Below are 25,428 nucleotides of genomic sequence, written 5' to 3' on the forward strand. Positions count from 1 at the left end.
ATGAAACGTATATATATAACCCTTATATTTTCTATTTTCACATTAAGCTCTTGTGTCAACGACCTTGATACATCTCCAATAGACCCCAATATCGTAACGACAGATCAGGTCTATTCCAATCTCGATAATTACAAAGGTGTGCTTGCAAAATGTTACGCAGCATTATGTCTCAGCGGACAACAGGGACCGACCGGAGACCCAGACATCAGTAATTTTGATGAAGGTTACAGTTCATTTATTCGTTTGGCTTTTTATGTTCAGATTTTATCAACGGATGAGGCAATAATGGGCTCGCAAACGAACGGATTGAGACAAATGGCGACAAATACTTGGGATTCCAACACGGCTATCCTGAATGGCTATTACGCAAGATTATATCAAATTATCGGATATACTAATGAGTTTCTAAGACAAACAACCGATGCCAAACTACAGGAGAGAGGACATACAGATGCCAGCTTCAAACAACAGGTTGCTTATTTCCGTGCCGAAGCTAGATTTCTAAGAGCTTATTCTTATTGGGTTTTGTTGGATACTTTTGGTAAAGTTCCATTCGTAACAGATTCTGATAAATTAGATCCACAGTTTTTACCAAAACAGATATCAAGAACCGATCTCTATTCTTATGTAGAAAATGAACTTAAAGAAATTGAAGCTGCACTTCCTGATACTAATGAATATGGAAGAGTTGATAAAACGGCAGCTGACTTTTTATTATCAAGGCTTTATCTGAATGCGCAAGTTTATACCAATTCGCCACAATGGGATAAAGCGGCCGAATATGCTGAAAAGGTAATCCAAAGCCATTACAGCCTTGCTCCAAAATACCTTTACAATTTCCTGGCTGACAATAATACTTCTCCGGAGATCATCTGGTCTCTGAATTTGGATGGCGTACAGTCCAAAACCTACGGAGGGACTACATTCTTTATTTTAGCGCAGACAGGAGGAACAATGCTCAATTATTTGAATCTGGGTATAGCCGGAGGTTGGGGCAATATCCGTCTTCGTCCGGAATTTGTCAATAAGTTTCAAACGTCAGATCAGAATTTTGTGACCACAGATCCAAATGCATTTTCAAAAAATGACAGTAGAGCTTTATTCTTCAACATCGGGCATAAGAAAGAAATTGCCACGCTTCCGGGAACCTTTCAGGATGGTTATGCTTTCACGAAATGGAGAAATGTAACCAAGAATGGAGTAGCAGGTTCTGATGCAGCTTATGTAGATACTGATTTTCCAATGTTCCGTCTTTCAGAAGCTTATTTGACCGCTGCCGAAGCAAACTTTAGATCGGGGAAATCCTCAGAAGCACTTAATTATATTAATGTCGTTAGAAACAGAGCTTATAATAATGGAAACGGAGCAATTGCCCTTTCTGATTTGAATTTGAATTTTATTCTTGATGAAAGGTCTAGAGAATTATCTTGGGAGCTTGTCAGAAGGACAGATCTTATAAGGTTTAATAGATTCACAACTGCTGATTACGTCTGGAGCTGGAAAGGTAATGCTCAAGCAGGCAAAGCTGTTGATTCCAAATTCAATATTTATCCGCTTCCATCAGCAGATATCACCGCCAATCCGAATTTGACACAGAATGACGGATTTTAACAAGAATTGATCTCACAATCAAGTTTTATATTATTTTCTATTAAACTTCCCATCAGTTTTGGTGGGAAGTTTTTTATATGATTCTTTAAGATTAAACTATTGTATTTCTTGATTGTAAGTATTTTTTAGATAAAATAGAGCGATTAAGATGGTTATAAACTTAAAAGTAGCTACTTTAACCGTTTATCAGTAGATATAGATGATGTTTTGAAAGTATTAAATATTTTATTTTCAATTTACATTGATGTCATCATATAACTTATCAACTACTTTTTCTAAAATTTCTCCTGTTTCATCAAAACTGGTGTTTGTCAATATAGATATTCCTATATTTTCTTTAGGATAAATCACAAACCAATTCTGCATTCCGTAAATACCTCCGTGATGTCTGTAAATTAATTGGTTATCATTTTCTATAATGTACCAATGATAGCCTTCCCAAAAATCAGAACCTTCTTTATGTAATTTTTTATGAGATTGGTTTACAATAGGATTTGACTGGTCAAGCTGTAATTTCATATATTTCACTAAATCCGGAGCTGTAGAATGCAATCCCGAAATTCCACCCCATAGAGTTCTATTGAAATTAGGCATTAATTCATTTTTATCATTGTAGCCTTTTACCAATCTTGTTCTGTCATTTTCGTTTAGTGTAAATTTGGTTTGGTTCATTTTATTGGGTTTCAAAACAAATTCAATGACCAATTCTTCAAAAGGTTTTTGATACACTTTTTCAAGGATATAGGCTGTCAACTCCGGAGCTGTATTTGAATAGGAGTATATTTCTCCGGGTTTTGTTTCAATTTTGATGAGTTTCAATCCTTCAAAAAAGGCCTTTTTATTTTCACTTTTTGGAGGCATATTAGGAAATCCACTTGTATGTGTGATGAGATGTTTGATTGTTATAGGTTCACCTTTAAATTCTAAATTTGGATAAGCTTCATCAAGATAGATTCTAATATCATCTAAATTTAGTTTTTTATCAAGGACAGCTTTAGCAGCTATATAGCCTGTAAACGTTTTAGTTACAGAAGCCAATTCATAGAGTGTAGAATTGTTGGGTTTGTTTCCTTTTCCAATCGTTAATTCTCCAAAATGTTTTATAGTGGATTTTCCATCTTTAAGAACAGCAATTGAAACAGAATGAAATCTTTTGTCCTCCAATAACTGAAGAGCATTTTTTGTAATCGCATTTTCAACCGTTTGTTTATTGATTTTCTGCACACTTTTACATCCAACTAAGACAAAAAGTAAAATAATGGCTAAGTATTTCATTGTAATGATTTTATAGTTTGATGGAATATATTAATCTAATGTTTTAATGATTGTATTTTGAAATTTTTCAGATTCATCTTTATGAATTTGATGTCCAGAGTTTTCAAATAAAAACAAATCTTTCTTGGGAGCTTTCACTTGCTTGTAATATTCTTCTGTAATGGAAGTTAAAGTTTGTATATCATTTTTGCCAACCAAGAAATAAACCGGACAGTTGACTTTCTTTAAAGTTTTTGGTAAATCAATTTTCATAACTTCATTCCACGCAGGAGACCAGGTTTTTGACCATTGAAGAAAACCTTTTTTGAAATCGTCACTTGTTACATATTGCTTTCCATCTTTGTAAAAAAGCCACTTTCTTAAGTAAAACATAGACTCGTCATTAGAAAAAGGAAAATGTACTTTTGACAATTCTTCCATCGCAACAGAGTTGTCTTTAAAATGAATTTTTAATGTTTTAAGCAATTCTTTCTCGCTTGCAAGTTGTCTGATTACCGGATTGACAGCATAATAAGCGTGCAATAATTCGGGATGATTTCTAACAATATAAAACCCTAAAGCATTTCCCCAGGAACTGCCTAACAAATAAAGCTTTTTGTGATTCAGTTTCTTGAGCAGGAAATTAATAACTTCATACGTATCTTTTTCCATCATTTCTAAAGACGGTTGAATGGGTGAAGGGTTTAATTCTAATGTTTTTCCAGCGTCTCTTTGGTCCCATTGAACAATCGTAAATTTATTCTTTAAAATATTGGTAAAAGAATCCGCATTTTTCATCATTGAACTTCCGGGACCGCCTGATAAAAATAGCAGAATTGGTTTATTAACATCATCAGTTTTGATTTCTATGGCTTGTTTTATTCCACCAATTTCTACAGTTAGGAGAGTGTCCATTTTTACGGTTTGTAATTGTGATAAACAAAATACAGACATCAGTAAAAAAACAAAAAGACTTATTTTTTCATTATTTCTAAGTTTTAATTTGCTTTAAATATGTTGGTACAAATATGATATAGAAAGTTTTGAAAAAAGTCCGTGTAAAAAAAGTCGGACTCATTTTATTGATTAAAATGAGTCCGATTATCTACAACTTGGAGTTCGAGTATTTACAATTATTTAATGATCAGTTGTTTCTGAATTCTATTGGTGTTTGATTCGTGTATTTTTTGAAAGAGGTATGAAAAGAAGATTTTGAATTGAAACCTACTTCATATAAGATTTCTAAAACGGTTAATTCTTTTTTTGTGGGGTCTTTTAGAATGGTCATTGCTTTTTTAATGCGGTATTCATTCACAAAATCAAAAAAATGCTGATTGATATGATGGTTAATTAAAACAGACAAATCACGAACAGGAATTTTTACCTGATTTGCCAATTCCTGAATGGTTAATGACGGTTCTAAGAAGGGCTCTTTTTCAACCATAAAATTTCTTAGCTGTTCAATTTGAAAACTTTTTGTTTCGTCGGTTTTATTTTCAGTTTCCAGAGTTTCAACAAAATTTTCTGTTGGTTGTAAGGTAGAATCGATTCTGCGAAAAAGCTCAGGATGATTTAATGCCTTTAAAATAAACCAACAAGCAGTCAATAAAAATACTGTTCCCGCAACAATATTCAACCAGATAAATAAATCTCTATCCTGCGAGTATCTTACGATGTTTTTTATAATAATACATAAGTGGATGAATAGAAAGATTATTGTAAGTTGAGACAGCCATTTGTACAATAAAGTATTTGGATTGGTATAATTTTCAAGGTAAATCTTCTTGTATTTTTTTAGGATAAGAAATACACCAATGATATAAAAGAAATATTGCAGTTCTGCGATTGCCTGATATAAAAAGATTTCTGGGGAATTCCACATATCTTTAAAGAACGACTCTTTAGCAGCACCTTCTGCCAGAAAAAGTCGTGGAACTAAAATTAAATTGACAACAATAAAAGGAATAAGATGTAGTAAATGCTTTCTTTTTAAAGCAAAATCTGAATAACAAACGGCATTAACGTACAAATAAAAAAGAGGCATTACCAATAAGTAAGCAGATATTTTAAAAGCTTTAAGATTATAACTATCTGTAAAAAGATGCATAAAAAGTCCGCTGATATCAATGGCATTAATGATAAGAAACGCTGCGAATAATCTGTTTTCCAGTTTTCTTTCCGTTTTTACCGTTAATAAAAATACGGCAAGCAGCAGCGATACAAAAACAGCAATCGCAGCAATAACTTCCAGAAAATTGAGTTTGTCCATTTAATCTTTTTTACAAAAATAGGGTATAAGTGATGAAGAAAAATGGTTCTTAATAATGAATTTCATTGATGGACTGGAATTGCTATATTTAGTATCAAAAAGTTATAATAAACCGAAGGAGAAAAAATAGCAGAACCTTAATGAGATTTCAAACCATACTTAAATACCGATGAAATCTCTGATGTAGCACTTTTAGGCTGTTTATTTTAGATATTCTGAGATTTCAACTGAAAAAATTCAAACCATAAAACATCAAGTTGTAACAGTTTGATAAATAATTTGTTATGTCTAGAAAAAAAAAGAAGAAAAAAAAAAAAAAATGAGACAACTAATAAATAGTTGTCTCATTAAGTGAATTTGGCAGGACTCTATCCAAACCATTTATTAGAAGATATTGACAATATTTTGAAGTTGTTAACTGGTATTTAAGTTATAAAAATGAAATCAGAAAATTGTTTAGCTATATCTGATAATTTTCTGATAAATAAAAACTTATCATAATATTTTCTTCTCATCAAAAGCCTATAGAAATTAAATTGGTACATTCAAATACATAATTGCCATAAATTTACTTAATATTTTATAATATAGTTTTATTGATTAGCCATTAAGATTAACAGAAATTGATTTTCAACGTTGGGAATAAATAGAGTTGCTTTGTTTGTCTTTAGAGAATTTCGAAAAACTATGCTGTTAACTAAATAATTTTTTCCATTTCGCTACTGAATTCCTGCTCAATTTAAAGTGAAATGCAAGTTGCGAGTTATTTAATTGATGTTTTCTCTGGTAGTTTAATATATGTTTTATTGTGGCTTTGTCATAAGATCGATGTTTTTGATTAAAAGTCTCAGTCTCTTTATCCGATGTCCCGAAAATCTTCCAGTTTAATTCTAAAATATCCAATGATGATAATTTTTTCTTCTGAAGTAGTGTCTTACATTTTTCAATTTTATGAGGAAAATCCCTGTTTAGAATGTCAGAATATATTTTTTTATAATTCGGTTCTATATTTTGTATTTTCTGATCCATTTGTATAGCGTTGTTTTTGGGATATTATAATCATTTATGACTTGTAAAACGGTTTTCTCTTTAGTTTCAATTAATTCTAATATAAAGTAGATTACTTCTCTTGTATAGATATTCTTGCGGAATTGAGGCATATTTGATTTCACTTTCTCGTTACTTTTTTCCGTGCTTAATTTTGCAATAGGGGCATGGAGAATCAAATGCTGAGAATATATTCTGAAGAAGTCATATTCCAGAAGTTTGCTCCATCGTAGCAAGATGCTAGTGTTAAGATTTTTGCATTTGAACATCTCATATATTTCTTTCTCAGAGGAATGTAGAAAAGAACAAACTCTGGAAATTTCTATCTTAGTTTCAGCAAGTCTTTTTTCTATTAACTCTCCAATATGTATATCTTTATAATTCATAGAGTTAAGGGATTAATAATGAATGAAGTTATTAACATTGATTTTCTTTTTATGCTCAAGAGATGAGATGAGCTTGTTTAATTGATTACGCCCAAATCCTGTAAGATAGAATTCTCTTTTTATTTCTTTCTTCTTAAAAGATTCAACAATCAATGCCACATTGTAACCCTGCAAAGTTTTTTTAATACCATAATCTTTAAGCTGTTTGGCAGGAAACTCTATTGTTTTACAATGATGTTTGTTTTCTAAGGGATGATAGAGTTTAATGGATATTACCTCCCCTGAATCTTCGTAAATAAACGTTTTCAATTTCATAAAAACTATCGCCAACGTGATCATTATTAAGACCAAAACAATATAAATGATCTCTTGTGAAGGAATCTGAAGGAGAAATGTAATAATTGCTGCAGTTACGCATGCAATCATCAATGCGCCAATGATGTACATAAATAATCTAATTTTCTTGTCATTTGAAACTTTCATTTGTAGAGAATTAAGTGTTGGATTTGATTTTAATTAGGACAGGTCTGCTTGGTAAAACACTTCCAGCTAAATGTTCCACCGTTATCATTTGTAGTATAGATTTTAAGACAATCAGCTTCTTCATCATAAACAAGCATACCATCGATGGGATTTGGAATTGCGTTTACGTTTGAAGTAGTTAAAATTCTGTTGACAACAAACCCTTTTGTCTTTGATTCCAAGGCAGTCCATGCTCCTTTCCTCACCATTGGCCAGCTATCGGCATTGTCACTGCCAGCTCTTCCCAATGAAGATATACCATGATTTGTATTTAATCTGATACCGATTGTAGCGCTAGGCTTATAGCAAAAATCTTCCACTCGGATAGAGATATTTGCAAGATTACTTGTTAGTCCGGCTACATCTTTTATAGTGTATTTTACAGTAGTAGCAATGCCGGAAAATCCTGTCGCAGGAGTGAATGTAAAAGTACCGCTATTATCTACGAACCAAGTTCCTTCCCCTACAACAGTAAATCCTTTGATATTCCCATTATCATAAATTACATTGCCAGCGTTCGAAGGGGCAACCAAATTAATGGTACGAGGTACCACCGAGCCACTATTAGGGTCAATATCATTCGTAGAAATGTTAACCGAAACCGAAGTATTAAAAGTTGTGACTACATTATCATTGGTAGCGATCGGTGGCTGATTAATACCGAAGTTCTTGTTAATGACAGGCGTACCCGCAACACTCACAGATAATGTGTTGGCTGTATTCCCGTCCGAATTACCTACCACTACAAAACCTGTGGGAATTGATAACTGAACAGTATAAATACCCGCCGAGACATTAGGAAAAACATAGATCCCATTGCTGTCTGTTGATGTAGAAGCAACAGTGGTTCCAGAAGAATCTTTCAGAACAACACTTGCTCCTGAATAGCCAATCCCATTGGGAACGCCTGCATTGTTGTCATTGTATACCGTTCCACTGACAGACATTTTAAGTATGATAGAACTTTTATTGTAAGCTGTAAAAGCCATATCACTTTGTCCGGAGAATACCTGAACCAGTCTTTTGACCTGTGAAATATTGGAAATGTTAAGTCCCAATTCGGACCAGTCAAAAGCTAATAATCTCAATTTTCTAGTAGGGCTACTGGATACACTCGCATTATAAGTAGGAGATGAAACATTGGCATTGTAGAATTTCCAGTCAGCATTCCCCAGATCTGGCACGCTTCCAAAATCCACAGCATACTGGCTACCGACAATATTATTTGTAGCATCTACAAAATAGTAATTATCCAGAACATTGCTAATATCGCCAATTTGTGTAATAATCAAATCCGGAATTCCATCACCAATGGAGGTCGGGTTGATACTTGTAATATCGTATGAAATCTTGCTGGACTGTGGAAAGTTGAAGATTCCTGTTCCTAAATCAAGGCCACTCGTTCCGTCCGTAAGGTATTTTAGTAAGTTATTTTCTACTGGAATAGGCATTACATTACCTGCACCGCCATAATTACTTCCTACACCGATAAATGTGTTTGATCCTGCATTTCCCACAGATGAAGCTACAGGAAATGAAGTATATTCCTGAGTCTGAAAACTGATTCCCTGAGAAACTAAAGATGCATCATTTACACCAGTAGAGTAGGTGTTGCCCTTCCAAGTAAAACCTAATAATAGATGACTGTTATTAGGTTTTACAGGATTTGGAGATGCTGCAGTTCCGCTTATCCAGTAACCGTTAAAATCAGTGTAAATCTTAGAAATGGGAAATTGTGAAAATCCCAAAATCCCAATGATCAAAAACCATAAGGTTAATAATTTTTTCATCGTATTAATTTGTATTTTAAATAAATTCTAAACTGTTATTCAAAATTATTTTAAGTGAAGTAATGTCTTGGTTTATAGGGTATTGATTGGTATTTATTTTTAGAAAATAGCCCCCTTTTATTATTCTCATCATTTGTGTTGTTGAAAAATAATCTAACAAGTAGGGGGCTAAAAAATTAATGGATATTGAATTTGTGTTTACTAATTAAGAAGACAAAAAGATTTTTGATAATAAAATCAATATCCTTTTTTCCCTTCTCTCTCTTTGAATTGATCAGAGAGAAAATTGTGAACATGTATTTTTAAAAAGCTTATTCATAGCTATTGAAATGATCACAGAATCGGAAACGGATTCCACTTTCTGTGATCTATATAAAAACATAACTTTAAGGCTTCCAAAAGGACCAGACTTTTCCGTTGTACACTGCCAGCATCTTATTGAAGGTATCATAGACCATCATTCCAGCAGAAGGATTTATAATATTGAGATGAGGACTTGCTACTTTAGGAAGAATCATTGCCTTATCGGTATCAGTCAGCACAAGTATACCGGGAGTAGTATCGGTTGCACCGTCTTTTCCGATTGCCACTTTGGCTGTTGGGTTTTCTGTCAACGAATCCTGAAGAGACGTATCTACAATGCCTGTTGTATCTACGCTGAGGTCGAACCATGCATTATTCTTTCTATATTTTACCTTTTTATCGGCAGTGTCATAGATGATGGTTCCATCAACAGCTCCCGAGACGGAAGCAGAAGAAGTTACCCACGGTAGCAAAAGGCCTCTATTTGCATTTCCAAATTCCAGGGAAACAGATGCATTCGTAACGGATGCCTTTCCAATGGCCACTTGTGAGTGGGCATTGGCAGCGATAGTAGTCAGTATTAATGTAATTATTATTTTTTTCATTTTAAGATGTGTTTTAAAATTAATTTGTAGGACATGCTTGAGTTGTTAAACAAGACCAGCCTGTAGCTGTACCTGTTGTATTAATCTGCAAACAGTTGAGCGTAACGTTATAAATCATCATACCTTCTACAAGATTACCTGCAGGAATAGCGGATATCTGTGATGAGGTAAGTCTGTTAACTACAAAACCTTTGGTTTTTGACTCGAGGGCCGTCCATGCACTTTGTCTTACCATCGGCCAATTACCATTTTCAACACCAGCTCTTCCCAATGAAGAGATACCATGATTCACAGGTAAACCTGTACCGGCAATTCCTGGCTTGTAGCAAGCTCCTGCTCCTGTGTCTGTATCTGTTGCAGTATTATTGGCAGCATTAGTATCCGTAATGTTTATTGGTGGAGTAACGGTGACCGTATTGACCAAATCTCCGGTAAAGCTACTTGGAATAGCTAGGGTGATAGTATATGTCACAGTACCACCAACCGGAAGACCAACAAGGTCATTGATAGCACCTGTTTGTGTACCCGAAACGCCTGTTGTAGAACCACTGGATGCAACTGCTGTATAACTTACGTTTGCTGCAGGAATTCCTGCTGGAACGGCATCCTTAACTTCTGCATTCACTACACCAAATGGTCCATTGTTTCTAACGATGACCGTATAAGTTGTGGTTGACCCTGGAATGTATGTCGTCCTGTTGTCGGTTTTCGTTACCGCTAGATCGGCACTGAAAGTAATAGGCTTTGTGATACAATGTGCTCCGTCATTATTGGAACTCGCAGGGGCAGGTGAGATCAAAACTCTCTGGCCTGTCGTAAGATTGAATTGATAGAAGCCTCCATCATTTCTAACTCCGAAAACTTCTCCTGTACTTGAGGTGTAAATAGCTCCATAATGGGCTTCTGTGTAGAGTCCACCTGTAGGACTAACTATCCCAGTAGCTGGATTGATAGCAATAAGTTGCCGACTGGTAGATGTGCTGGTAGAACTACTTACTCCATAAAGAAGTCCTGTAGTGATGCTATAGCCCAAGTCCGGAAGATAAACTACAGCAGCAGTGTTATTTTGATATTTCAATGCGATCGTTGTTGCTGTTTTAGTGGCAACGTTGATTTTGTACATCGTACTGGTTCCATTTGTTACATTAGCCATCACATAAAAGTTTCCAGCAGGATCAAATTCCCCTGAGAAATAGGTTGCCAACGGCAATCCAGAAATACTTCCCAGACTTGTAACGCTGCCGTTTGTATTGATGACCAACAATGTGTTGGATCCTCCTGCAGCCTGCTGTATCGCATACATCTTGCCGTCCTGAGGGTTGATTCCGATTGAGTTGTAGTTAACAGGTGCAGCAGTACCTATTGCAGTATAGGTAAATGGACTTGTGGAAGTATCTATCATATACAGTGTGTTGAGCTGAGACAAATACATTCTGTCATCACAACCGAAGGCTGTCGTATTTGTAACATAGAAATCTTCAACTTCCCCACCGCCTGCTGATGCAAAAGGTCTTTTGATAGCATCACTATCCAGAGATGTCCTTAATCTAACATAACTGTTGGGTGCCATTGTTAAATTGGTAGGTACAGTAAAATTGATATTGTAGGTATTTGTTCCTGAATTTGCAGGAACATTAACTACAATTCCTGTTTCATTGTCATCCAAAAAGTCACCGTCAGCATTCCAGTCGATGAAAGCGTTGGCATAGGCTGCTCGTGCTGAAGTATTGGTTACGATCACAGGCAAGCTGTAAGTTGAGCCCGCAGATGGAATTGTTAAAACTAAAGATGATAAACCATCTTCTTCTGCACCGTCCAAATCAGCTGCTGCAGAAGGTTGGTTTTGTATTTCTGCATCTGGTGCTGATGCTCCTAAATATAAGCCTGCAAACAAAGAGTGCGCTGCCGCAACAGGTATCGATCTTTCATTAAGATCATAGGTAACCGGTGCATCTCCATAATCTCTCTGTACCCCTGAAATATTGACACGGCAAGGGATAACGGTTTCACAACCTATTGATGAGTAAGCGGTAAGTACAAAGTCAATATAACCATTCGCATAATCCTGTGGATTTATAGTATACGTCGTTATTGGATTGGTACTATTTGCAAAAATACCATTGGTTCCGGAAGACCATTTGTAGCTGGCTGCTCCCGTGAAAGTATAGCTAAGATTAATTGTAGTTGCTGCGGAAGTTACAGATGAAGGACAAGTTCCTGCTGTACGTACCGGTGCTGCAACTCCTGTTACATTAGAACTAACAATTGGCGTTGTTGCCGAATTGTTATTGTAAGCAGGATCTATATTGGTCAATTGTGCCGTAAACGCTGTCGTTCCTGTTGCTGCACTCACGTCAACAGTGAAGGAATTAACGCCCGGAGCCAGTGAATAAACTGTAAAAGTTTTTGCGCCTGTGGTATTAGTAAAACCTAAATTACTTGGTAAAACAATATTGCTCACATTATAAGGCTCAGAAACATACAGAGAAGCATTGTTCAGATTAAGATTGAGCTCTGTATTATAAATAGCTACAGGATAAGGGTTTGTAATGGTAATTGTAGCAGCGGTAAAGTCTCCTGCACACACCGATGTCGGATTTAGTTTTACAGCAACATCTATCGTATGTGTTGTAGCACAGAATGTATTATCGAATAAGGTTATATTATCCTCCAGATGGTTGGAACCATCATAGCCATCCCCCGTGGTAGCAGTGTTTTGTGCTGTGAAGTTTTTATCAGGGTTGATGATGGGATTGGAATGTGCGGCATTTGTTTTTGTAGCCTGTACGATGGCATCAAAATCATAGGTCCCTGCTGCTGCATTGGTTACATCGTAGGTGTAAGTATAGGTAGCACAAGCGCCTGGTGCCAAAGGTGGACAAGATAAATCAAATTTAAATACTCTAACATGTCCTGCATATGCACCACCAGCGTTATTGTCCTTTGCACTACCAGCAACAACTTGTCCATTCGCGGATATTGCCAAATAAGTTCCCCAACCATCTGACGGTTGCTCCTGCGGTATAGAGTTTCTTAACACCCATGCACTTCCAGAATAATCATATACACGTAAAGATCCACTAGCAACAGCTGCACAAAGCACTGTATTGCCGGAAGATGACAATGCGACATCATAACCAAAGCCATCATAACCTCCTCCGGTTGTAAGGGTAGAACCCTTTTGTATCCATTGGCTGGTTGCAGAGTCCCATGTATATAATTTCACAGCACCCCCCACTGAAGTATAAGCATTTGCGCCTGCCGCAAAAGTATTGCCATCATCTGATATATCAACACTATGACCTAAATATTGATCAGCTGTAGTTCCAACGATTGTCTGACCGCGCTGTACCCATTGTGATGTTGCAGCGTTCCAAGCATAAGATTTAAGCAGACCTGCTTGTCCTGTTCTTATATTACCTCCTACCAATAAAAAATTTCCATCAGCTGACATAGCAACACGCGAAAGATAGTTGTTTGCCGCACCAGTAATAGTGGCTCCTTTCAATACCCATGCTGTTCCGTTCCATTGGTAAACTGATATGCTACCAGTGGTGGTACTAACTCCTCCTATAAGAGCCACTGTGTTTCCATCGTCAGAAAGACTTACTTGATCTGAATAAGATGAGGATGTATTTGAAATATTCAACCCACGTTGCTGCCATGTTGTTCCATTCCAGTCAAATATTTGTAAGACGTTAGTACCAATATCAACCAAGGCTATAGTATTGCCATTTCCAGATAAACTTACACTACGTACATCATCATCAATAAAATCTGAACCTTTCTGTACCCAGTTGGTTCCATTATAACTATAAACTCTGGATTTTTTATAAGCACCAGCTAGCATGGTTAAACCATCATTAGACAGGCAAATATTATCAGAACCAAAAGAATCTGCAGGGAATCCGTCAATATCAGTCCCTATCTGTGTAAAAGTACTTCCAATTACATCACAAGCGGGCGATGTGCTCCCCGTCAATACAAAGTTAGGAGCAGCAAATGGTAAAACACCCGTAACATTTGCAGGTTGTGGACCGCTATTACATACTTGTACGGTGTAAGTGATTTCATCATCACACGCACCTCCTTTAGAAGTTACAGATGTGTTCAATATCGCCATATTACATCCAGTGCCACTTATTAAATTGGTTCCGGAAGAGAAATTGTTTTGAGCATTTAACTCCGGCGATACAGAAAGTTGTGTTTGGCTTATAGAAGATGATACAGGAACCTGGTTACCCGCTGTAGTACCATTAAAATTAACCAAAGCAAATAAAGTCTTTGCCGTTTTCAGGTTCGGTATATTAACGCCGGTAATAGTTCCCGAAGATGATGAGCCTGCTGCGATATTTGCGACACCAGCATTATAAACACCTAATAAATTAGTCCCGGGAATACGCGGGTCTGCATCGTATAACGATATATACAAGTTTCCTGAAAAGGCTGCATTTCCTATATTGTTTGCTATATAATTTACGCTGTATTCTGCCGAAGTGGTACAGTTTTTCACTGTAAAAGCAGACAATGTAACCGTTAAATCCGACAATGGAGTAGGTGGAACATAAGTACACACATTTTCTGCTACAGCCTTTGCGCGAGCGATAACATTGCTGGCCAAAGATTGATAATCTGTAGAACTAAAGTAACCACCAGGTGAGGCCACTGCCGGTAATTTGGGGTCAGACGACGCCTCATCTATTGCCATTACAATAACACTGAAGCCTTTGCTTTTAAGTGTAGCTGCCGTATTAAGAATGGACTGCGGTATTTGCGAAGGATATGCATCTGTAAGAATGACTAATACCTGAGCTACATTACGTCCCGGTATTTGGGGCAACCCGGCTACTATGCTGGCGGCGCTCATTCCGTAACCTACATTGGTGCCTCCGGAAAGCACTCTGGGAGTGTTTTCGTAGCTGACAATATCACTTAATAGGGTGGTGTAATTGTTGGTTGAGCCGGGAAAATCGTATTGTAAATATTGATTGGTATTAGAAAAATCTCCTATGGCAATTCTTGTCTGAGTGGTTGCTGTGCCTAATGGCGACATTTCTATAGCCAATCGAGTGACAAATTGCTTGCTCTGTCTGAATTCTGTGGCATCCACAGAACCGGAGTTGTCGTTCAGTATAAAGATATCTGCACCGCATTGTGCAGATAATGATTGGATGAATAAAATCATCAAACCCACTATATACAATCGAACTTTAAGTTGTTTTAATTTCATCAGTATTGTGTTGATTAATTTGTTAAGCTAAATGTGATTTTGCAATCCCTGCGATTTTTACATTTGCTAAATCATATCGTTCTGATATGAAATTGTGTATTTTAATTTTCATCATTTGTCATTTTTTGATTTTGATCTGCAGGTCTTATATTAATTTCAAATTTTGTTTTTAAATTATATATGGCGGTGGGCGAACTCTTTGGCTATTTAAATGATAACTGAGATTGTAATCGGAAGTAGAGGGAGTTGTTTTCTCGCCTGATTTTAAGAATGTTTGAACTAACGTCCAATTTGTAAGAAGATGAGAGAATTTATAATTGAGATTGTTTGTGTTCGGACAGGTTGTCTTGGCGGTTGGAGTAGAAAAAAAAGTATCAGCATCTTCTTTGGGGAAGTATTGATAATCAAATCTGTACTTTTTGGCTTTTAGTTTTGAGGCAATTGGAAATTTTACTTTTTTATTTGCTTTGGAAGTGATTTTTCTAAACTTTTTTGAAAGAGCTTTCTTTTTGAAAGTGGTTTTTCCAGAATCAAAAACATACGTACCAGATGTGATATAAGTTGGTGAGATGTTGGAATTGTCAATGATTTTTACATTGCCAATAGCTGTGATCTGGGCATAAGAAAAGATATTGACTGCAAACAGAAAAAAAAGCCCAAAAGCTCTTCTAAATAAATAGAAAAGCTCTGGTCTTTCAATTTTCATCATTTGTGTTTTGCAGATCATAACTCTTTAAATTACTAATACCTACTAGGGCATTGTGCTAAAAAAAGAATCACTGCTGGCTGAAAATTGACCTTCTATGAAAAGGATTTGGCATTTAGTAAAAATCATCATTTGTGTGTGTTTTTATTAAAAGACATTATGGTCTTTTCGAAAATCTTATGCAAAAGAATAAAAGATTCTTTTTTTATGAAGAAAATACATACCTAACATGTACCCCTCATTTTTGTAACCTTCTCATTATCAATTTAATTAATGTTTTTATTAGTTATTGTGGAACTAAAAATAATATTCCATCTCTGGACTTTATTTGATACACATTCTGGGGAAATCGCTTCAATTCATTAAGAATTTTTCCTGGATTTTTGATGGATTAATTTAGCGACACTAACGTTTAAAATTTATCAATCCAGATGTACAGATTTTCTTCTGAAGATATGTTCATCTTTTTTCTGAATCGGTTTTTCCGTAGTTCAATGGCTTTGTGAGTTACGAAGGTGTAGCTGGCAATTTCTTTGGATGTTAAATTTAGTTTGAGATAGGCGCAAAATGTCATTTCTGAATTAAGAAGTTGGGGATATTGGCTAAGAAGATTTTGATAAAACTCAGGATAAACTTCCTTAAATCTTGCAAGAAATGCAGGATTATTTGTTTTTGCTAACTGCAAAACCTCTTCAAAAGCATCGTTTATTTTATGTTCAAGCTCTTTTTTTTCAAGCTCTCTTTGCAAAATAATTTCCTGTTTCCGAATTAATTCCCTTTCAGCATCTTGCAACGCTTTTTTCTTGATTGTGTTTTTTCTTTTCAACCGCGCATTGATAATGATGACAAGCAATATAGAACTTAGAAGAATTGAGAAAATAATCAAGACGTTGCTTTCTTTGAAGAAAGAAATCTCTTGCATATTTTGAATGTATCGTCCGTTGGCACTGAAGAATATAAAGGTAAAAAGTAACTTCATCATTTGAGATGTATTGACAAAAATTTGAAAGGATTCTTAGGTGCTCCGCCAATTATTGTAAATCAGAGGTACAGAATCCTTTTTTCTAAAAAAACTTTAAGTTGAATATCCAAGCTTATGACATCACTTGTTATTAGCATTGTTTTTCAAATGCCTACTTACGCTTTTTCGGAGGTTGTATACGGAAGTTGCTTTTTTGTTTGTCGAGATTTATCATTTGTGTGTGTGTTTAAAATTGTAAGTCAATAGGTCTATTGCTTAAAATTAAATCCAAATGAAAAGAAAATAGAGTAATTGCAAAGAAAATTTGCCCCCAACACAGCCCCCTCATTTGTGCAAATGATTGATTGTGAGGGTTTAAAAGTGGAAGTGATATTTAATTCACAGTAATGTGATTTGTATCAGATTGCCTAAATATTGCCAATCCAGACGTAGAGATTTTCATCCGAAGCAATATTCATTTTTTTTCTGAATCGGTTTTTGCGCAGTTCTACAGCTTTTGGAGTTACAAAAGTGTAGTTGGCAATTTCTTTGGATGTGAAATTGAGCTTAAGATAGGCGCAGAAAGTCAGCTCCGAGTTTAGCATATCCGGATATATCTCTAGGAGATTTTCACAAAAATCTGGATACACTTCCTTGAATCTTGTAAGGAATGAAGGGTCATTTTTTCGTGCCAGTTCAATCACTTCGTCAAAAGCATCGTTTATTCTATGTTCCAGCCTTCTTTTTTCATCATCCTTTTGGATAATGATTTCTTTTTGTGCTATAAGTTCGGTTTTAGCTTCCAGCAAGGCTTTTTTCTTGATCTTGTTAATTTTTTTTGAGCGTCGATTAATTAATATGATAATTAATATAGCTACTGCAATAATTGCAATGATAGTTTGAGTGCCCCTCTTTCTAAGGAATGATATTTCTTCCGTCTTTGTGTTCAGTATCGATTTGATTGAGGCTTGGAAATCCTCTTTTCTTTCCTTTTGAAAGATTTCGTTCCTTTTCTGATATTCTTTAAGATATTCTTTTTCTTTTTCGCTGTTTTTTAATATGCCATATATTTCTGAAATGTTTTTAAAAATATCCAAAGAGGATTCGTTCTTGTCCAAATTGAATTTTTTGAGGTCTTCAAGAGTTTTCAAATAATAGTTCAGAGCGTTATTGTAATCTTTGATCTGATAGTAATAGTCCCCCAAAGCAATGTATTGTACATATTTGCTGATAGAATTATCTTTTTCAATTTCGGCGAAGCTTTTCTTGAAATAGATGTATGCAGAATCTGTTTTCTGGTCATACAGGCATAGATATCCTTTAATATTATAGAGATCGGCACGTTCAAAGATGTGACCCTTGACAGAAACTTTCATATTGGTCTTAATGGCTTTATCCAAAAAGGGATGTCCAGCTTTATAGTTGTTTTGGTTGAGATAGATAGCGCCAACCGTCGCATAGGTTCTTGATAGAATTCTTATTGATTCTTCATCCGTATTCGATTTGATAAGATTGATGATATCGAAGTATTCTTTGAGACCTTGCTCTTCAAAACCTGTGGCAAAATAGTCCAACGCCAAGACTTCTTTGAAACTACAAGCCAAGACTACGTCATTCTTCACCGCATCCTCTTTTTGTCCTTTTTGAATATATTCCAGACTTTCCTTGTAACTGTCTAAAACATATAGGCATTTGGCAATAAAGAGATATGATTCCGCTTTTTTTTCAGAATGGTTTATTTTTTCAGCTATTAGGCTGGCTTTCTTTGCGTATTCCAAGGATTTGAGATTATCAATCCCGGAAAATTCATTTGACTTGTCGAGGTAGTGCAAAGCTTGATCAATCTCTTTTTGCTGGGAGCTGAATCTATTCCACCAAATAAGGCATAAGAAAATAAAAAATAATTTCATCAATTGTGGATTTTTTAAGGTTGTCAGATTATTAACTTATATCTTGTTGATCCAAACATAGAGATTCTCATCAGATGGGATATTCATTTTTTTTCTGAATCGGTTTTTGCGAAGCTCGACAGCTTTTGGAGTTACAAAAGTGTAATTGGCAATTTCTTTGGTAGAAAAATTAAGTTTTAGGTGGGCGCAAAAGCTTAGTTCAGAATTGACGAGGTCTGGATATTTATCAAGAAGGTTGTGACAAAATTCAGGATATACTTCTTTGAATCTCGCTAAAAATGATGGACTGTTTTTTTTTGCCAAAACCACTATTTCTTCAAAAGAATCGTTTACTTTGATTTCAAGATTTCGCTTTTCAATAATTCTTTGCTCAATCTCTTTCTTCTGATTTTGAATAAGCACTTCTTTTTGCCTTTTCTTTTTGCTGTAAAAAAAATATGCCGCAAGTACTGATAATAAAGCGGTTCCTGCTGTGAGAGTGATGATCCAATTATTTCTGTTTCGTAATCGGATTTTTTCTTTTTCTTTCTCATCATCTTTATCCTTAATTATTTTTTCGACTGACACATTTAGGGCTAAATTGTTTACAGTCTTTAAACTATCGCTTAATTCGATATATTTTTGTAAAAATTCATTCGATTCTTTATTTCTGTTAAGTTTTGCATAAGTCTTTGAAAGAAGATTGTAGATATTTACTCTTTCATCAACTCTCTTCATCTGCAAACTTAATTCGTGAGATTCGTGATACTTTTCTAAAGCTTTATCAAATTCTTTTTTCTGAAAGTAATAATTGCCATATTCCATAAGGACACCCAGTTTATTCAAAGGATCATATGTTTTTTTCTTTAAAGTTTCGGTAGCAATTTTAAGATAGTAGTCTGCAGAATCTATTTGATCTTTTTTGTAATTGATAAAATAATGGGCAATATTTGAACCTGTTATAGGATCAGCATCCAATCTATACGCTTTTTTAAAGTACACGTACATCGAATCGTAGCGTGAAAGAAATTTTGAACACTCCGCCTTGCATGCAAAGGCGATCTGGAGAGTTATTTTTTGTAGTTTTTTATTCTGAATTTTTTTACTTGCTACAATAGCTTTGTCAAAATACTTTAGCGATACTTGTTGAAGATTTAAAAATCCATAAACTTTGCCATATTCAATAAAAATCATTGATGTTATATCATATTCATTTCCCTCAATATTCCTTTCGGAGATTTCAAGATATTTCAGGCTTTCTTTATAATGCCCGGAATTGGTCAAAAAGTTGGCGATATATAGCGCTCCCTGTCCAATGCCTTTTTTGTAACCAATTTGCTCACTTTTTATTACAAGCTTTTTGGTTTCTGCAATTCCATTTTTAAAGTCAAAGTTATTGATGCTTTTTACATAAGTTTTTGATAAGGCGCTATCGATTTCCGAATATAATTTTTCCTGGCTCATAGAGAGAATTGGAATAATGACAAGAATATAGAACCAATTACGCATTGTTTATTTTAATGTAATATATGCAAAAATAAAAATAATATGTTATGAATTATTAAAAATTGTAGAGATATGTTTGTGTAATGTATTGATTTTTTTTGTTAGTTTAATTATTAATATTTATTCGATTCATCGGTTTTCAGTTTCTCCTTAAGGATTTTTTTTCTTCCTATAATTGAGTATTTAGTATAGCTCTTTCTAGTAGTAGTTTCAAGCCTTTATTGCAAGATTTAAACACGCAGAATTCGAATTCGAAGTAGTATAATCTCCGCTATTTATAAAAAGTGAGTTATTATACACCACAATAAATGTTTTTGAAATGGACAATAGTCACTTAAGGAGACAACTATTTTTAGTTGTCACTTTTTTAACAATAAATCTCTCTTTATCAAACTTTTGTTGTCTGATTTATTTTGTTTGACTGCTTTTCCATTTTACTTTGGCAACTATATAGTTTGAATGTACCAGGAGAATCTTAGTAAATATGTAAGAGGTATCATTTACTTAAAAATTATTATTTTTTTATGTTTAAAACCTAAATGTTTTAAAACAGTAAAAAAATGATGATCCGGCTTATTCTGGAATCAAAAACAAAAAAATGGCTCAATTTGGATTAAATTGGAGCCATTTGGGTGTTTGTGACCTCGACAGGATTCAAACCTGTAACCTTCTGAGCCGTAATCAGATGCGCTATTCAGTTGCGCCACGAGGCCTTTTTTATTGGTTTGCAAATATAGTACTTTTTTGCTTTCTTTGGAAGATGAAACGCATTTTTTTACTCTTAATTTTATTTCTTTTTTCAATTTCCTGCAAAAAAGAAAATACTCAAAAATCAAATGACAATATAACCATCTCATCACGAGTTAATTATGTTAAAAATTCCAATAACTTGACTTTGACCTCAGGAAAATTCAAAAATGTAATTCCGTACAAAAATCTGCCTTTCAAAAAAGCAATGTTGCTAAATTCTAGCTTGATTGGCTTCTTTTCTGAACTTAATTTAGAAAATAAAATCACTGGCGTCTCCAGTCCGGAATATATTTTCTCAGAAAAAATCCACCACCTAATCAACGAAAATAAAATCCTCAACATCGGAAACGAACAAAAATACGACATCGAAAAAATCCTTTCCAACAAACCGGATGTCATTTTCACCAATTATGTTCCCAACTTCGCCAACACGTACGAAGTCCTGAAAAACAACGGAATCGAACTTATTTTCCTCGATGACTTTATGGAGCAGAATCCATTAGAAAAAGCAAAATACCTTTTGCTCTTCGGAAAGTTGTTCGGAAAAGAAAAAGAAGCCGAAAAAGCCTATCTAAACATCGAAGACAATTACAAGAAAATCCAGGCCTTAAGCAAAAATTCAAAATCAAATTCCTTGGTTCTCTGCAACGAAATGTACGGAAGCCAATGGTTTCTACCAGGCGGAAATTCCTTCGTAGCCAAACTCATCAATGATGCCGGCGGAAATTATATTTTACAGGACAACAAAGAATCCACCTCGGTTCCACTAAGTTTCGAGGAAGTTTTCATCAAATCAAAACAAGCCAATTTTTGGATTAACATCAGTCCGCACAAAAACAAAAAAGAACTTCTAACGCTCAATCCAAATTACTCCAAAATGGACGTTTTCAATTCCGGCAAATTATATATGATAAACAACCGCGAAAAAGACCAGGCCAACGACTATTTCGAAAGTGGCGTTGTCCGGTGCGACGTGGTTTTGAGAGATTATTTCAAGATTTTTCATCCAGAAGACGTAACTTTCCAGTCAGAACCGTTGGTCTATCTCAAAGAACTTAAATAATGCAGGAACAAAATTACAAAGTCGATTTTTTCATTGGAATCATCCTCGTGGTAGGGCTTTTCATCGGGCAATCATTCGCTTACGCCATCGGTTTGGGATTATCGGCGTTATTCGACCAGGACATCAGCGAATCTGGCGGTTTCAACATCTTTATGTATTGTGCAACAATGCTAACGCCTGTTTTATTCTTCGACCTTTTAGTCGTTAGAAAAGAAAAAAAGAAACTTAATTTCGATTTTTCCACCAAACCATTTCGCGTCTATTTATTGATTTTCCCGATGATGTTCGGAATGATGCTCGTCGCCGATTACACCACGCAACTCATCCCGACAACAGGTGGAATTCTCGGTCCTATTTACGAACTCTACACCAAAGAATTCGCAAAACTCCTCAAAGACCCAGTTGCATTGGTCATTATGACCGTCATCCTCGCACCAATCCTGGAAGAAATCCTTTTCCGAGGCATCATAATGAAAGGAATGATAAACAACAAAGTCGCTCCAGTCACCGCGATTATCGTCTCCGCCTTGATTTTCGGCGCCGTCCATTTCAATCCGTGGCAATTTGCGGGCGCATTTTTGCTCGGTTTGGTATTAGGTTTGGTGTACTACAAAACGAAATCTCTGCTGATGCCGATATTGTTGCACGCCTTCAATAACTTACTGTCCGCATTGATGATGATGTACTCGGATTTAGAAACTTTTTCCGGATTATTCAACATAAACAAAGAACTTCTTCTTGTCGCTGGCGTGGTAATTTTCGCAATTCCATTTTATTTTTTCGCCATCCACAAGAATATTATTTATAAAGATTAAAATTATGGCAACTTATCCGCCCTCCGTTCCCGCTATTTTTTGCCAAGGCTTTTCCCACAGCAAAAAAATGAGCTCCACTCAGGTCGGGTTGCGCTTCGCAAGGTTCAACATTTGTCATCCGTTCAAACTTTGTCAAAGTTTCGAACTTTCAAAAATTAAATCATAATCATTTATCACTTATCAACTATCATTTATAACAACATATGGAAATCCTAATCGCCACACATAACCTACACAAAAAAGAAGAAATCCAGCAAATCCTCGGACCAGAATTCATCGTGACATCACTTACAGATTACGACCTGAACGACGAAATCATCGAGGACGGAAACACCTTCCAGGAAAACGCCCTCATCAAAGCAAAATACTGCTTTGAAAAAACAGGAAAGGGAAGTGTTGGCGACGACAGCGGATTGGTTGTTGAAACCTTGGACGGAAGACCTGGGATTTACTCCGCACGTTACGCAGGAAATCACAACTTCAAAAAGAACATCGAGAAAGTTTTGGAAGAACTGAAAGACGAACCAAACCGTCGCGCCTACTTCATCACCGTTCTATGTTTCAAAGACAAAGACGGCGAACATTACTTCGAAGGCAGAGTTTACGGAAATATCACGACAGAAGTTTTCGGCGAAGACGGTTTCGGTTACGACCCGATTTTCATTCCAGACGACCACAATATGACTTTCGCTCAGATGTTACCGGAAGAAAAAAATAAAATTAGCCACAGAAGCGAAGCTTTGAAAAAATTCTTAGAGTTCCTCAATTCCAAAGGGGGTCTGTTGTAATTTTTATGATGTTTTCATATATTTACCCTTTTAATTTTCAATACAAGCAAGAAAATTGAGTACATATCTTACCATTTTGGGATTCAACTCCGCAATTCCAACCATTAATTCCTCTCCAACTTCACAGTTTTTGGAAATGGAAGAACGTCATTTCCTCATCGATTGTGGAGAAGGAACTCAGGTTCAAATGCGAAAAGCAAAAGTGCGGTTTTCCAAAATCAATCATATTTTCATTTCCCATCTTCACGGTGACCACTGTTTTGGTTTGCCGGGATTGGTTGCCTCTTTCCGACTTCTGGGAAGAAAAACCCCATTGAATATCTACGGCCCAAAAGGCATCAAGAAAATGATGGACACGATTTTCGAAATCACGGAAACGTACAAAGGTTTTGAAGTCATCTATCACGAACTGGAAGGAAAAGAATCGGTAAAAATCTACGAAGACAAAAGGGTAGAAGTCTTCACCATTCCGCTCAATCACAGGATTTATTGCAACGGTTATCTATTCAAAGAAAAACCAAAAGAACGCCACCTGAATATGAAGGAAATCTCAAAACACAAAGAAATTGAGATTTGCGATTTCCAGAATTTGCGTTTAGGAAAAGACTTCGTCTCAGAAGATGGAAACGTCATCGATAATGCATCACTGACAACCGACCCTCAACCTTCCGTTTCTTATGCATTTTGCAGTGACACCAAATACAAAGAAGACATCATCCCAATAATAGAAAACGTCGACGTCCTCTACCACGAATCAACTTTCCTGAATAATCTAAAAGAAATGGCAGATTACACCGGACATTCCACAGCTTTGGAAGCCGCGACGATTGCCAAAAAAGCACAAGTTGGAAAACTGATTTTAGGTCACTTCTCAAACCGCTACAGTGACTTGAGTGTAATGACAGATGAAGCCAGACAGATTTTCCCGAATAGTTTTTTGCCTAAGGCTTTGGAGACGGTAAAGATTGGGTAAAGCTTTTATTTAGCTTCCTTATTAAGGAAAACCCATTCTTCTGTTTCTGGGAACATTTTAAACATTTCTATAAACTCAATAAACCATTTAGATTTTTGGAATTTAGAGATATTTATTGTTGAAGGAAGTGAATTTGAATAATAGACTTGATTATTTAATCGAAGTTTAAATCGGATTTTTGTCGAAAAATCTCCTTTATATTTTGGAGAATCTAATTCAATAATTTGATTTGGGTTAAAGTTAATTTTTCTTTCATAACTATTTCCACAAGTCGAAAAACCCCAAAACTCAATTGGTTTCCAATTACCTTTCTTGTCAATTGCTTCCTGAATTAAATATAAACTATTGTCTTGTGGAACTAAAACTAGATTTTCATTTGAAGAATTTTTTATAAATATTGAAAATTTATTTTCGTCTTTTTGTTCAATTAAAACCTTAATATTTTCAGACTTATTTATTTTTTCAAAATTCTTATTAATCTTATCATCCATAACAGATTCATTGACAATACTGTTTTCATTGATGAACATTTCATTCTGCAAATCCTGAGAAAAGATTTGTGAGCTGAATCCTGTAATGCAAAAGATTAATAAATTTATAAAAGTGAAAAATTTCATTTTCATACATTAGTTTATAATTCAAATATCGGAAAATTATTACCATTAAACCACATCAATACTCACAATACAAACCGCCAGCGAAATACAAAGCAAAGCCGAAAAGAAAAGAATATCAGCAATATTCTCTAATTTGTCTGACAGTTTTTCTTTATCTGTTCTAATGGCAAGGAATGACAAAGTACAACTAACCATCAAACAGAAAATCGCTCCAACGGTAAATTCATCCAAATAGGAATGATGACTGAACTTCGTAATCTTCAGAGAAGTGATGATGACCAAACAAAATCCAAGCAGATTGGTCGATGCGTTCAATATATGTGGCGCAGTTTTTTTCATTGGT

20 protein-coding genes, 1 tRNA gene and 1 pseudogene are annotated in these 25,428 nt (G+C 35.3%); 5 read left to right on the forward strand and 17 right to left on the reverse strand.

Annotated features, from left to right (window positions below; translation table 11 throughout):
- The gene (locus B0I22_RS05085) at window positions 1-1,611 is read left to right on the forward strand and encodes a RagB/SusD family nutrient uptake outer membrane protein (protein WP_166668178.1); all 1,611 of its coding nucleotides are present in this window, start codon (window positions 1-3) and stop codon (window positions 1,609-1,611) included.
- A gap of 231 nt (window positions 1,612-1,842) precedes the next feature.
- On the opposite strand, the gene B0I22_RS05090 is transcribed toward B0I22_RS05085, so the two are convergent.
- The 15 genes and pseudogenes from B0I22_RS05090 to B0I22_RS05155 form a co-directional block, all read right to left on the reverse strand.
- Window positions 1,843-2,886 carry a serine hydrolase domain-containing protein gene (locus B0I22_RS05090; protein ID WP_133943564.1) on the reverse strand — a complete coding sequence of 348 codons (1,044 nt, stop codon included), beginning with the start codon at window positions 2,884-2,886 and terminating at the stop codon, window positions 1,843-1,845.
- 30 nt (window positions 2,887-2,916) lie between these two features.
- Window positions 2,917-3,780 (reverse strand): alpha/beta hydrolase, encoded by an 864-nt coding sequence (locus B0I22_RS05095; protein ID WP_246022143.1) that lies wholly within the window; start codon window positions 3,778-3,780, stop codon window positions 2,917-2,919.
- A gap of 229 nt (window positions 3,781-4,009) precedes the next feature.
- Window positions 4,010-5,134, reverse strand: a complete 1,125-nt coding sequence (locus B0I22_RS05100; RefSeq protein WP_133943566.1) for a helix-turn-helix domain-containing protein — start codon at window positions 5,132-5,134, stop codon at window positions 4,010-4,012.
- Between the two features lie 693 nt (window positions 5,135-5,827).
- Window positions 5,828-6,163 (reverse strand): helix-turn-helix domain-containing protein, encoded by a 336-nt coding sequence (locus B0I22_RS05105; protein ID WP_133943567.1) that lies wholly within the window; start codon window positions 6,161-6,163, stop codon window positions 5,828-5,830.
- On the reverse strand, window positions 6,139-6,567 hold the full coding sequence (locus B0I22_RS05110) for a transposase (protein ID WP_133943568.1): 429 nt from the start codon (window positions 6,565-6,567) through the stop codon (window positions 6,139-6,141). The genes B0I22_RS05105 and B0I22_RS05110 overlap by 25 nt, the downstream gene beginning before the upstream one ends.
- A 12-nt stretch (window positions 6,568-6,579) precedes the next feature.
- Window positions 6,580-7,050: a hypothetical protein gene (locus tag B0I22_RS05115; protein WP_133943569.1), complete on the reverse strand. Its 471-nt coding sequence runs from the start codon at window positions 7,048-7,050 to the stop codon at window positions 6,580-6,582.
- Window positions 7,051-7,079: 29 nt separating this feature from the next.
- Complete coding sequence (locus B0I22_RS05120) at window positions 7,080-8,879, reverse strand: SdrD B-like domain-containing protein (RefSeq protein ID WP_133943570.1); 1,800 nt, start codon at window positions 8,877-8,879, stop codon at window positions 7,080-7,082.
- A gap of 386 nt (window positions 8,880-9,265) precedes the next feature.
- Complete coding sequence (locus tag B0I22_RS05125) at window positions 9,266-9,655, reverse strand: hypothetical protein (protein WP_246022144.1); 390 nt, start codon at window positions 9,653-9,655, stop codon at window positions 9,266-9,268.
- A gap of 151 nt (window positions 9,656-9,806) precedes the next feature.
- Window positions 9,807-12,659: a DUF11 domain-containing protein gene (locus B0I22_RS16320; protein WP_246022145.1), complete on the reverse strand. Its 2,853-nt coding sequence runs from the start codon at window positions 12,657-12,659 to the stop codon at window positions 9,807-9,809.
- Between the two features lie 1,755 nt (window positions 12,660-14,414).
- Window positions 14,415-15,017: pseudogene (locus B0I22_RS16465) on the reverse strand (vWA domain-containing protein); the annotation flags it as partial.
- Between the two features lie 169 nt (window positions 15,018-15,186).
- Window positions 15,187-15,726 (reverse strand): hypothetical protein, encoded by a 540-nt coding sequence (locus B0I22_RS05135; RefSeq protein ID WP_133943573.1) that lies wholly within the window; start codon window positions 15,724-15,726, stop codon window positions 15,187-15,189.
- Between the two features lie 409 nt (window positions 15,727-16,135).
- Complete coding sequence (locus B0I22_RS05140; RefSeq protein WP_133943574.1) at window positions 16,136-16,705, reverse strand: helix-turn-helix transcriptional regulator; 570 nt, start codon at window positions 16,703-16,705, stop codon at window positions 16,136-16,138.
- A gap of 407 nt (window positions 16,706-17,112) precedes the next feature.
- On the reverse strand, window positions 17,113-18,594 hold the full coding sequence (locus tag B0I22_RS05145; RefSeq protein ID WP_133943575.1) for a tetratricopeptide repeat protein: 1,482 nt from the start codon (window positions 18,592-18,594) through the stop codon (window positions 17,113-17,115).
- Window positions 18,595-18,630: 36 nt separating this feature from the next.
- Window positions 18,631-20,082, reverse strand: a complete 1,452-nt coding sequence (locus B0I22_RS05150) for a tetratricopeptide repeat protein (RefSeq protein WP_133943576.1) — start codon at window positions 20,080-20,082, stop codon at window positions 18,631-18,633.
- A gap of 636 nt (window positions 20,083-20,718) precedes the next feature.
- A tRNA-Arg gene (locus B0I22_RS05155) sits at window positions 20,719-20,792 on the reverse strand.
- Window positions 20,793-20,974: 182 nt separating this feature from the next.
- On the opposite strand from B0I22_RS05155, the gene B0I22_RS05160 reads away from it, so the two are divergent.
- The 4 genes from B0I22_RS05160 to B0I22_RS05175 all read left to right on the forward strand — a co-directional run bounded on the left by B0I22_RS05160 (window position 20,975) and on the right by B0I22_RS05175 (window position 24,468).
- Window positions 20,975-21,892: an ABC transporter substrate-binding protein gene (locus B0I22_RS05160; protein ID WP_246022146.1), complete on the forward strand. Its 918-nt coding sequence runs from the start codon at window positions 20,975-20,977 to the stop codon at window positions 21,890-21,892.
- Entirely contained in the window at window positions 21,892-22,707 is an 816-nt protein-coding gene (locus B0I22_RS05165; RefSeq protein WP_133943578.1) for a CPBP family intramembrane glutamic endopeptidase, read from the forward strand. Before B0I22_RS05160 ends, B0I22_RS05165 begins: the two co-directional genes overlap by 1 nt.
- Before the next feature lie 203 nt (window positions 22,708-22,910).
- Window positions 22,911-23,495 carry an RdgB/HAM1 family non-canonical purine NTP pyrophosphatase gene (gene rdgB, locus B0I22_RS05170; RefSeq protein WP_133943579.1) on the forward strand — a complete coding sequence of 195 codons (585 nt, stop codon included), beginning with the start codon at window positions 22,911-22,913 and terminating at the stop codon, window positions 23,493-23,495.
- Between the two features lie 55 nt (window positions 23,496-23,550).
- Complete coding sequence (locus B0I22_RS05175; protein ID WP_133943580.1) at window positions 23,551-24,468, forward strand: ribonuclease Z; 918 nt, start codon at window positions 23,551-23,553, stop codon at window positions 24,466-24,468.
- A 5-nt stretch (window positions 24,469-24,473) separates the two neighbouring features.
- Here the strand turns inward: B0I22_RS05175 and B0I22_RS05180 are convergent, their stop codons facing one another.
- Together B0I22_RS05180 and B0I22_RS05185 are read right to left on the reverse strand one after the other, a co-directional pair.
- Window positions 24,474-25,085, reverse strand: coding sequence for a hypothetical protein (locus tag B0I22_RS05180; protein ID WP_133943581.1), 612 nt, complete (start codon window positions 25,083-25,085; stop codon window positions 24,474-24,476).
- 45 nt (window positions 25,086-25,130) lie between these two features.
- Window positions 25,131-25,424, reverse strand: coding sequence for a hypothetical protein (locus tag B0I22_RS05185; RefSeq protein WP_133943582.1), 294 nt, complete (start codon window positions 25,422-25,424; stop codon window positions 25,131-25,133).
- Between the last annotated feature and the right edge of the window lie 4 nt (window positions 25,425-25,428).

Source organism: Epilithonimonas xixisoli, from assembly GCF_004365655.1.
GTDB lineage: Bacteria > Bacteroidota > Bacteroidia > Flavobacteriales > Weeksellaceae > Epilithonimonas > Epilithonimonas xixisoli.